The 10,176-nt window shown below is 54.6% G+C and carries 12 protein-coding genes; 10 read left to right on the top strand and 2 right to left on the bottom strand.

The genetic code is table 11. The features are described 5' to 3' along the window. Window positions 1-161: 161 nt before the first annotated feature. Entirely contained in the window at window positions 162-584 is a 423-nt protein-coding gene (locus MVD07_RS02260; RefSeq protein ID WP_297498076.1) for a secondary thiamine-phosphate synthase enzyme YjbQ, read from the top strand. Here MVD07_RS02260 and MVD07_RS02265 read toward each other — a convergent pair whose 3' ends face one another. Beyond that, a complete protein-coding gene (locus MVD07_RS02265; protein ID WP_297498079.1) occupies window positions 585-1,142 on the bottom strand; it encodes an Era-like GTP-binding protein in 558 nt (185 codons plus the stop codon). A 49-nt stretch (window positions 1,143-1,191) separates the two neighbouring features. Here MVD07_RS02265 and MVD07_RS02270 point away from each other — a divergent pair, with 49 nt between their 5' ends. The 5 genes from MVD07_RS02270 to wtpC all read left to right on the top strand — a co-directional run bounded on the left by MVD07_RS02270 (window position 1,192) and on the right by wtpC (window position 4,978). Continuing rightward, window positions 1,192-1,503, top strand: coding sequence for a GTP-binding protein (locus MVD07_RS02270; RefSeq protein ID WP_297498104.1), 312 nt, complete (start codon window positions 1,192-1,194; stop codon window positions 1,501-1,503). Between the two features lie 2 nt (window positions 1,504-1,505). Continuing rightward, window positions 1,506-2,060 carry an HD family hydrolase gene (locus tag MVD07_RS02275; protein WP_297498082.1) on the top strand — a complete coding sequence of 185 codons (555 nt, stop codon included), beginning with the start codon at window positions 1,506-1,508 and terminating at the stop codon, window positions 2,058-2,060. 62 nt (window positions 2,061-2,122) lie between these two features. Continuing rightward, a complete protein-coding gene (wtpA, locus tag MVD07_RS02280; RefSeq protein ID WP_297498085.1) occupies window positions 2,123-3,169 on the top strand; it encodes a tungstate ABC transporter substrate-binding protein WtpA in 1,047 nt (348 codons plus the stop codon). Between the two features lie 35 nt (window positions 3,170-3,204). Continuing rightward, window positions 3,205-3,951 carry a tungstate ABC transporter permease WtpB gene (gene wtpB / locus MVD07_RS02285; RefSeq protein ID WP_297498087.1) on the top strand — a complete coding sequence of 249 codons (747 nt, stop codon included), beginning with the start codon at window positions 3,205-3,207 and terminating at the stop codon, window positions 3,949-3,951. Further along, window positions 3,944-4,978, top strand: a complete 1,035-nt coding sequence (gene wtpC / locus MVD07_RS02290) for a tungstate ABC transporter ATP-binding protein WtpC (protein WP_297498090.1) — start codon at window positions 3,944-3,946, stop codon at window positions 4,976-4,978. The genes wtpB and wtpC overlap by 8 nt, the downstream gene beginning before the upstream one ends. On the opposite strand, the gene tsaA is transcribed toward wtpC, so the two are convergent. Then, a complete protein-coding gene (gene tsaA, locus MVD07_RS02295) occupies window positions 4,950-5,606 on the bottom strand; it encodes a tRNA (N6-threonylcarbamoyladenosine(37)-N6)-methyltransferase TrmO (RefSeq protein WP_297498107.1) in 657 nt (218 codons plus the stop codon). The genes wtpC and tsaA overlap by 29 nt on opposite strands. Before the next feature lie 84 nt (window positions 5,607-5,690). Here tsaA and MVD07_RS02300 point away from each other — a divergent pair, with 84 nt between their 5' ends. The 4 genes from MVD07_RS02300 to MVD07_RS02315 all read left to right on the top strand — a co-directional run. Further along, window positions 5,691-6,659, top strand: a complete 969-nt coding sequence (locus MVD07_RS02300; RefSeq protein ID WP_297498093.1) for a MoxR family ATPase — start codon at window positions 5,691-5,693, stop codon at window positions 6,657-6,659. Beyond that, complete coding sequence (locus MVD07_RS02305; protein WP_297498096.1) at window positions 6,659-8,518, top strand: hypothetical protein; 1,860 nt, start codon at window positions 6,659-6,661, stop codon at window positions 8,516-8,518. The genes MVD07_RS02300 and MVD07_RS02305 overlap by 1 nt, the downstream gene beginning before the upstream one ends. Then, the gene (locus MVD07_RS02310) at window positions 8,515-9,309 is read left to right on the top strand and encodes a hypothetical protein (protein ID WP_297498098.1); all 795 of its coding nucleotides are present in this window, start codon (window positions 8,515-8,517) and stop codon (window positions 9,307-9,309) included. Before MVD07_RS02305 ends, MVD07_RS02310 begins: the two co-directional genes overlap by 4 nt. After that, a partial coding sequence (locus MVD07_RS02315) for a DUF58 domain-containing protein (RefSeq protein WP_297498101.1) occupies window positions 9,309-10,176 on the top strand: 868 nt, incomplete at its 3' end. The genes MVD07_RS02310 and MVD07_RS02315, both read left to right, overlap by 1 nt.

The raw sequence follows: 10,176 nt of genomic DNA on the forward strand, positions 1-10,176 counted from the left end.
CGAGGAGATACACTCCATCCTCCGTTCGGCAGTTCTTGAGGGTAAGTCTGAGCTGATAGATGCCTATGAGCTTTCCGTTCTTTTGAGGGCCTCACTCGAAGGTGAGTTCCCCGAACCAAAGGTCCTCTTGGGGGAGATGCTCGACAGGCTGAGGTGATGGTATGCTCTACGAGATTGTGGTGCCCACAAGGGGGAGGTTTCAGATACTGGACATAACCGATGAAGTCCAGAGGAGGGTCTATGAGTCCAAGGTCAAGCACGGCATAGCGGCCGTTTTCACCCACCACACGACCACCGGCCTTATGATAAACGAGTTCGAGCCCGGCCTGATAGAGGACTTCAAGGCCAAGATGAATGAGTTGATACCTGAAGATGCCAGCTACTCCCACGATAGGATCGACAGCAACGCCCACGCCCACCTCAGGGCATCGCTCCTCCTCAACCCTGAGGTTGTGGTGCCCATAGATCAGGCCGAGTTGCACCTAGGGACATGGCAGAGGATACTCTTCGTCGAGCTTGACGGTCCGAGGCACAGGCGCGTTTATGTTATGGTATGTCCATGCCCTGAAGCTCCAGAGGAGTAGCTAGACGTACTGGGCCATGTGAACTATCCTCTCAAGGAGTTCGGTGAAACCCTCGTAGGTGACAAGGGAGAGGGCTATCGGCTCCTGCTTAAGTCTTTTTTTCACGATCTTCCTGAGTTCCTCAACGCGATCCCTTGGGACGAGGTCTATCTTGTTGATAACTACTATTATGGGCTTCTCGTAGCGCATCTTAAGGATGTGATGAAACTTCTCCATGCCCCTGTGGAGGCCCACGGTTGCATCTATCATGTGAATGATTATGTCCGCCGAGGCTATCTCACTGATGAGCTCTCTGAAGCGCTCCTCGCTCAGAACCTTTCCCCTTACCTCTATCCTGGGGTCAAAGAGGCCGGCCGTGTCTATGAGTACGAACTCGTCCGCACCGCCGAGGGGGTTCTTTATGCCCTTAGGGATCTTCAGCTTCCCAAACCTGCGCCTTATTATCCCCTTGGTGGTGCCAGGTAGGTCTTCCACTTCGCTGACCTTCCCACCGATGAGCGCGTTTATGAGCGTTGATTTGCCCACGTTCTCGGCACCGATTATCGCAACCTTTATCATCCCCTCACCCCAATATAACCTTCGGCCTGGGCTGATAAAGGTGATGCTCATGAAGCGCGTCAAGTTCGGTCACCACCACTACTATATTGTAACCCCGGAGGAGCTGAAGGGAAAGAACATGAGGGGCAAGAACATTGTCCTTGAGGGGGAGATAGAGACCAAACCGCTGATAGAGTTCCTCCCGATGGAGCTCCCGAGCTGGAGGACGACCTTTAAGCTTCACGGCCTCTCCATTGAGTTTTCAGGCAGCCCCTGCCTTGGAAAGGGCGACAGGGTGAAGGTTTACGGCCGCTTCGTTGGGGATGGGATTATAGCGACAGCGATAGAGACCGAAAGGGCACTCTTCACGACGGAGGAGTGAGCATGCTCAACCTCCTCATAGAGCTGGGAAACCTGAAGAGGCTCCCGAGAACGGGCTGGCTCCTCCGGGGTGTTGCCAGCCCTGAGAGCATCGCCGACCACTCCTTTCGGACGGCAATCATAGCGCTCTTCCTCGCAGACGAGCTCGTTAAGCGAGGAGTCAGCATAAACGTTGAGCGGGCAGTTAGGATAGCCCTCCTCCACGACGTCGGCGAGGCAAGGATAACCGACGTCCCCCTAACAGCCCAGGGCTACCTCAATAAAGGGGAAGCCGAGAGGAAAGCTGTTATGGAGCTCCTCCTCAAGAGCCCTCTTCCGGAGGAGTACTTCGGGCTTTGGAGAGAGTATGAGGAGGAATCAACCCTCGAAGGAAAACTTGTGAAGTTCGCCGACAGGCTTGAGATGCTCATTCAGGCCTATGAATACGAGAAGGCCGGCTTTTCAGACCTCGACGAGTTCTGGGAGGTGGTTGAGAGGCTTAGGGAGAGCGAGTTCTATTCGTACTTCAGGGACATCGTGGAGGACCTCGTTGAGAGGAGGAGCCTTGTGAAACAATAGCATTTACGTTAAAACGATTTGTTTGCTGAAAACATTTAAATATAGTTTTTCTGTTCTTATCAATGGTGATCGCGGTGAAATTGAGGGCGGTTTTCTTAGTACTGTTGCTCGGCCTCTCGGTTATCTCAGCAGGGTGCATAGGGAGCTCTTCCCAAAAGGGGGCAATGAAAGAGGAGACCCTGATAATTTTCCACGCCGGCTCGCTTAGCCTTCCACTCCAACAGCTTGAAAAGGAGTTCTCCAGCTACGCCGAGAAGAACCTCGGCGTTAAGGTCACCTTCCAGGATGAGGCCAGCGGGAGCGTCAAGGCCTGCAGGAAGGTCACAGACCTCCACATGGATGCGGACATTGTGGCGACTGCTGACTACACCCTGATCCCCCAGCTCCTCGTCCCCAACTACACGGACTTCTACGTGCTCTTTGCAACGAACCAGATAGTGATAGCCTTCACAAACAAGAGCAAGTACGCCAACGAGATAAACTCCACCAACTGGTACGAGATTCTCGCAAAGCCGGGCGTAACCTTCGGCTTTTCCGATCCGAACCAGGACCCCTGTGGCTACCGCTCTGTTATGGTCATGAAGCTGGCAGACCTCTACTATGGAAAGCCCATATTTGAGACCCTCGTCGAGAAGAACACCAACATATACGCCAACGGTACCCACGTCTACGCCCCCAAGGAGATCGAGGTGAAGAGTGACAAGGTCGTCATAAGGCCGAAGGAGACCGATCTCGTGGGCCTTGTCGAGAGCGGAAGCCTCGACTACTTCTTCATCTACAAGAGCGTGGCAGAGCAGCACCACCTCAGATACATCACCCTTCCCGACGAGATAAACCTCGGGGACTTCAACAAGGCGAACTACTACGCTCAGGTCAGCATAACCCTCGGCTCTACCGGGAAGACGATAAAGGCAAAGCCTATAGTCTACGGTGTTACAGTTCTCAAGAACGCACCTCACAGAGAGCTCGCCATCCAGTTCCTCAAGTTCTGGCTCGGCAAAGAAGGCAGGAAGGTCTTCGAGGAAAACTACCAGGACTTTCTGAACCCGCCGATAGCCTTTGGAAACGTGCCAAAGGAGATAAAGCCCCTTGTAAAGGTTGAGGGGTGAGGTTTTTATTCCCTCTTCATATTTGAGGGAGGGCCATGAGGCGCGACTACACCATCTACCTCTTCGCAGCCCTCGGAACTTTTCTCGTCCTCTACATAGCCCTGCCCATAGTGGTGGTCTTCGTCAGGCAGGCATCAGACGCTGAGATGCTCATAAAGACCCTGCACGATCCTCTTGTCCTCGAAGCCCTCAGGAACTCCCTTGTAACGGCAACTGCAACGGCTTTCATAGCGCTCTTCTTCGGTGTTCCCCTCGGCTACGTTTTAGCCAGAAAGGAGTTCCCAGGAAAGAGCCTCGTGCAGGCCCTCGTTGACGTTCCTATAGTCATTCCTCACTCGGTCGTGGGCATAATGCTCCTGGTGACCTTTTCTAGGACGATTCTCGACAACTACCTCGGGATAATCTCGGCGATGCTCTTCGTCTCGGCCCCCTTCACAATAAACGCATCCAGGGACGGCTTTTTGGGAGTGGATGAAAAGCTCGAAGGTGTTGCCAGGACCCTCGGAGCATCCAGGCTAAGGGCCTTTGCGTCGATAGCCTTTCCCCTCGCCTTCCCCAATATAGCGAGCGGTGCAATAATGACCTGGGCGAGGGCGATAAGCGAGGTCGGTTCAATACTGATCGTCGCTTACTATCCGAAAACCGCCCAAGTTCTGATCCTCGAGTACTTCAACAACTACGGTCTGAGGGCTTCCCGCCCAATAGCCATCCTTATGGTCTCAATAAGCCTCGTAATCTTCGTGCTTCTGCGCTGGCTCATCGGGAGGGCCAAAAATGCTTGAAGTAAAGGACATCTCCAAGGACTACGGCGACTTCCACCTGAGGGATATATCATTCACGGTTTCAGAAGGAGAGTACTTCATAATCCTCGGACCCAGCGGTGCTGGAAAGACCGTTCTCCTTGAGGTCATAGCCGGTCTCATAAGCCCTGACTCAGGGAGAATACTCCTGAATGGGATTGACATTACTGAGTGGCCCCCTGAAAGGAGAGGGCTCGCTTATGTCCCCCAGAACTACGCCCTTTTCCCCCACATGAGCGTTCACGACAACATAGCCTTTGGCCTCAGGCTTAGGAAGCTCCCGAAGGCTGAAATCGAGAAGAGAGTTAAGGAGATAGTTGAAGTTCTAGGCATCGAGAACCTCCTGAAAAGGAAGCCCCGGACGCTGAGCGGTGGCGAGCAACAGCGCGTGGCCCTTGCGAGGGCACTCGTCACCGAACCCCCACTGATACTCCTAGATGAGCCCTTCGCAAACCTCGACGTTCAGACGAGGGGGAGGCTCATCAACGAGATGAAGCGCTGGAAGAAGGAGCTCGGCTTCACAGCTCTGCACGTTACTCACTTCTTCGAGGAAGCCGTCAGCTTGGGCGACCGCGTCGGAGTCATGCTCGACGGAAGGCTCGTCCAGGTGGGGGACGTTGGGGAGGTCTTTTCGAGGCCAAGCTCCGAGAGGGTCGCAAGGTTTTTGGGCTTCGAGAACATCATAGAGGGAACCGCGGAAGGAAGAAAGCTAAGGGCTAACGGCATTGAGATAGAACTTCCCACTGAAGCTCATGGAGAAGTCCGCGTCGGACTCCGTCCGGAGGATGTGATAATCTTCACCGAGCCCATGAAAACCTCTGTCAGGAACGTCCTGAGGGCGAGGGTTGAAGGAATCGAGGAACTCGGTCCTATTGTGAGGCTCCGGCTTAATGCGTCGGGGTTGGCCATCTCGGCCTTCATAACTCGCTCCTCGTTCATTGAGCTGGGGATAAGCACTGGAAAGGAGGTCTACGTAGGCTTCAAGGCGAGCGCCCTCCACGTCTTCTGAGCCTGTCTCTTATCTCCACAGGGAGATTTTCATAGACTTCCTTAAGGGCATCTATCAGTTCAACGAGTTCCTTAGCCGTCAGCGTCGTCGTCTTGGGCCCTATCTCAAGGATCACCGCCTCATATTCTTCTGGAGGAACCTCCTCAAGCTCGTCGAGGTGCTCGTTCTCCCTTGGGATAACGTTAACCTCGCCAATCATCCTCCCCCCTCTGATGTCGGCTTCCCTCTCCTCTATGGGTATCTCCTTGGGGCAGTCGTAGCGCTCCACGAAGATCTTTATGTCAACCACAGGAGTCCCGTCCACCGCATCTATCCAATCTATGTAAAGCCTGTTTCCCTCGATGCGGTGGATTCTGACGGTGTAGAGGGCTATTGGGTTGGGCCTGTAGGGGGAGCGTGTCGCGAAGACTCCCGTCAAAGGGTTCTTCGGGTTGCCGTAGGGGTGAACCTTCAGGATTTTCCTCCTAGATCCCTCGCTCTCATGGAACCAGAGGACGAGCTTTATCCAGTCGTCCTCGCGGAGGCCGTCCACAGCTTCCCTAAACTCGGGCAGGATTTCTATAAACGTCTTTTCGTGGTTTCTCTTCACATAACCCACAGGGACTACCTTGAAGGGCTCGAACTCCACAAACACCACCGGTTTAAATAGACCGCAAGATTTAAAACCTACTCCATTTACTCAGACCACAGTGGATAGTAACAGGTGGTAAGTATGGAGGTTGGAGAACTCGCATCGCTCTCATCCCAAATAGTTAATGCGATTTCCGAGGTTTACATCGGAAACAGGGACGTCGTAGAGAAGACCCTCGCAGCGGCCCTCGTCAACGGCAACGTCCTCTTTGAAGACCATCCAGGTCTCGGAAAGACCCTCTTGGCAAAGGCCTTCTCCCGGGTTCTCGGTCTCGATTACAGGAGGATACAGTTCACCCCCGACCTTCTCCCGGCTGACATAGTGGGAACCAAGGTATGGCGCCAGAACACCGGAACCTTCGAGCTTGTTAAAGGACCGGTCTTCACGAACGTCCTCCTCGCGGATGAAATAAACCGCGCCCCGCCGAAGACCCAGTCTGCTCTCCTTGAGGCGATGGAGGAGAGGCAGGTCACCATAGAGGGTGAGACCCTCAAGCTTGAGAGGCCCTTCTTCGTGATGGCCACCCAGAATCCTATAGAGTACGAGGGGACTTACCCCCTCCCCGAGGCCCAGCTCGACCGCTTCCTCCTCCGCCTGAGTGTTGGCTATCCAAAGACCCTTGAGGATGAGATGGCTATCCTTGAGGCCAGGCTCAGGTGGAAGAAGGACGACCCAACCGTCGACCTCAGGCCGGTGATAGACAGGGAAACATTCCTGGAGATGCAGATGACCGTTGAGAAGTCAGTCTACGTCAGCAGGCCGGTTCTGAGGTACATAGCCGAGCTCGTTAGGAACGCGAGGGGTGACGAGAGGGTCGAGGCAGGCCCGAGCCCCCGGGGTGCGCTGGCCCTTCTGAAGGTCGCCAAGGCGAGCGCTGCCATGGAGGGGAGGGACTTTGTTATTCCAGATGACGTCAAGAGGTTCGTCTTCGAGGCCCTCTCCCACAGGGTCGTCATAAAAGCTGAGTACTCCTTTGAGGGCGTCACCGGAGGGGAGGTCGTTGAGAGGGCTCTCCAGGCAACACACGTACCCAAAGAGAGTGAGGAGTGATGGACAGGGTAAGGGTTTCTATCCTCGTTTTCCTTCTCTCCGTCCTCATGGTTCTCTCCCTGAGCTTCGCCTACGTCCCCGAGAAGGGCCTTAACCTAGAGAACGTCACCAAGAGCCTCTCATCCGAGGCAAACCCTCAGAAGGACGTGAAAAGCACAGCCGGCGTAGAGAAGCAGGGAGACCAGAATGAAGGGAAGGCTCCCCCCGATGCCGACTTCACCTTCAAGCCCACGACCGAGAAAGCCTCCTGTCCGGTGGAAATACGTCCCACGGATCCTTTCCTGGTGTGCGTTGATACTCCGGCAAAGGGTATCCCCATTAGGAAGGGCTCCTACTGGGAAATGCTGGTTAAGTATGATGGCCTCTATTACGTGCCCCTTGAGGGGCAGGGGCTCATTAAGGGAATCAATGACCAGGCATACCTCCAAACTGATAAGCCCCTCGTGCTTTCCCATCCCGGTGGCGAGTTCTCGATGTGGGTTAATTCCTCCTTTCCGGGTCGCCTCGTTCCGGTCAACTCCAATTACCTCGTCGTTTCCAACATCTCCCAGCCCTCTGTGGTGTACCACTGGAGAATCACCTACAAGGTAGTTGAGAACACGCCCCCCGGTTATTACCCGCTCTTCTTCCTACTCAACGCGAGCGACGGGGTGATTGCCAACGCCCTCCTAACATGGGTTGAAGTTCTCCCAAAGGCCGTTGTTAAGATAACCTCCATGCCATCACAGCTCTCAGGCAACGGGACACTGGAGATGGCTGTGGGGGGCACAGTCACATATCCCAACGGTTCCCCTGTTAAGGGGGGCACGATTACGATAACGATAAACCGGACAAAGAGCGAGAAGGGCATTGTTGTCGGAAAAGGGAACGTCGTCAACGGAACCTTCAATGTCAGTTGCTCAATCCCTCCCGATGCCATTGGAAAGTACTCGGTGGTTGCCCACTATCGGGGCCCCTACGCTTACCCTGGGAACAGCGATCCGGAGGTCATGATAAAACGCCATCCTTCGATTAATGCGAACGTTACGGTGTCCGAGGGCATGACCTACGTTAGGGGTTTTGTCCATTACGGCAGTTCACCGCTGAAGGGTAGCGTTGTTGTAGTTGCCCGGCTGGGTGAGAAGCTCATGAAAATCCGGCGGGAGTTGGAGAACGGGAGCTTCTCGGTTAAGCTCGATGGTAAGGTGGACGAGGTCGAGGTTGCCTACGGTGGAGATGGCTTTTATCTCCCGACCAGAAAAGTGATCTACAGGAAGAAGGGCCCGCTGCCCGGCAGTTTCCATATTGACCATATCAACAGCTATTTAAGGCTTTCCCTTATTCCCCTTTCGCTCTTGGTCGTGGTGGGAGCAGGCTTCATTGTTGCCAGGCGGAGAAGAGCCTCTACGGTCGAAGATGTCCTGAGAAGGGAGGCCTCTGAGGAGTTTAAGGGCCCTGGGGAGATCTCGCTCGGTAGGAGGGTTTACCTGCCTGGAGAGGAAGTGGATTTCACGGCATCTCCCGAATGTGACGTTCTTCTAGATGGAAAGCCTGTGGAGAGACCAATAAAGCTCCCGGCTCCTGGAGAGCATGCCCTTGAAGTCTGCGGGAGGACCTTTGAGATCCACGTTCTGCCCCCAAGGGAGGCCATAATCAAGCTCTATGAACTGCACTTCCTCCCCTTTGCTCAGTCCGCTGTCTACGTCGACAACCGGACTCCCTACGAGATTGCGGGGATCTTTGCTTCATCCGACCTATCTAAGGAGGCCATGCTCGTCGCCACCACATTCGCCTTGGCCAAGTACTCCCTCAGGAGGATCAATGAGGATGATTTCCAGCGGATGGTCGGGGCTATGGAGCGTATGGGGGTGTTTGAATGAAGTTCAGGGTCTTGGTACAGGATTACGTTAATGGACTGGCTCTCTGGGCACTCCTGGGGATTGTTTTGAAGGACTACGCGGGAGGGATTTCCCTTGTGATTCCGTTCTTCCTTGCAATTGGGAGCCTCGCAAAGGGCTTTAGGGAGCCAAAGGGATACCTTTTAAAGGCCCTAGCCTTCCTGTCGTCCTCGGTTCTGCTCCTGCCTGGGAAGGGATGGCTCTCCCCTGCGCTCGCCGTTACCTTCTTCTTTCTTGGTGCTGCCTACGTCCTTTCATATCCCCTCTACCTCAGGGGTAACGACTTTTTACCGAGGAACATGCTTGGGGTAGCCGTTGCGGGCTTTGCCCTGGGCGCCGGTCTCTTCCTCAAAATCTCTTCCGTGAACATGTTGCGCCTCCTCGGCCTCCTCTTAGTGGCTGCTCTCCTCTGGATTGCCATCTCGATTGCGGACCACATCTCACTCAAGTACCGCTCGAAGGACATCATCTCAGAGTTTCAACCGGTTGAGATAAAGAGCATCGACTACAGCCTTGTCGAGGTCAGGAGGGCAATCTCGCATTTCATTGAGAATGCAGACCCCGCTCCCCTTATCACTCAGCTCCTCAGGAGGATTCCAAGGAGCGTCCCCGATGCCGACCTTGAGGAGCTTGTCAGGATGCTTACGGAGTACAAGCCTCAGATGAGTGGCCTCTTGACGCCACCGTGGTTGAGAAGCTTATACACTAAGAAAGAGAAGGAAAGGCGGGCAACTCTGGTCAGGGAGATTCTTGACCTGCTCTCCAGATGGTGATGGGGATGAACTGGGTTAGGTGGCTCTTCCTCTTTACGCTCCTCCCGGTTGCCCTGGCCGTGATAACTGGGGCTATTAGCCTCTCGTACTTCGCCCTTCTTCCCGCGTCGGTTCTGGCCTTTTCCCTCCTCTTTGATCCCCCCTCGGGCTTTTCCGTTGAGAGAAGCTTTAGCAGGACGTCCCTTAGGGTTGGAGAAGAGGTGGAAGTTAGGGTTAGGCTGAAGGTTGAGCGGGGTGTAGGGTCAGTTGTTGTCCAAGAGGTCGTCTCGCCGGCACTCAAGGTTGTGGAAGGAAGCAACAGGCACGTCTTCTTCAAAAGACCCGGGGAGAGGTTCGATGTTGAGTACAGCTATCGCTTGAAGGCAGTTAAGAGGGGCAACCACAGGGTTTCACCCGTCGAGGTTGAGGGATACCACTTCCTCGGGCTGGAGAGAGCTAACTACGCCCTCCTGCTGGATGAGGTCACGCTGAAGGTCTTTCCCCGGATTCCGGGAATCAGGAGGGCCTCCCTGCGGAAAGTTAGGGGAAAGCCTGGGACTGCAGCCGTTGCAGTCACGAGCCTCGGATTCTCCTCTACCGAGTTCAGGGAGGTCAGGGAGTACAGGGCAGGCGACCCCCTGAAGGCAATAAACTGGAAGGCAACCGCCAGGTTTAACACCCCGCTCGTGAATGAGTATGAAAGGGAGGGCTTCCTGACTGTGATGTTTTATTTAGATGCCTCTGATTCAATGCTGGTTGGCGGACTTGAAGAAAACGCCTTGGAAACGGCCGTTGGTTCACTGATCCCCCTAATACTTCACCTTCTCAGGAGGGGCTACCGGATCGGGCTGTACATACTCGGCCACGGGGTGTTGCTTACACCTGTTT

The sequence above is a fragment of the Thermococcus sp. genome, assembly GCF_027008145.1.
Taxonomy (GTDB): domain Archaea; phylum Methanobacteriota_B; class Thermococci; order Thermococcales; family Thermococcaceae; genus Thermococcus.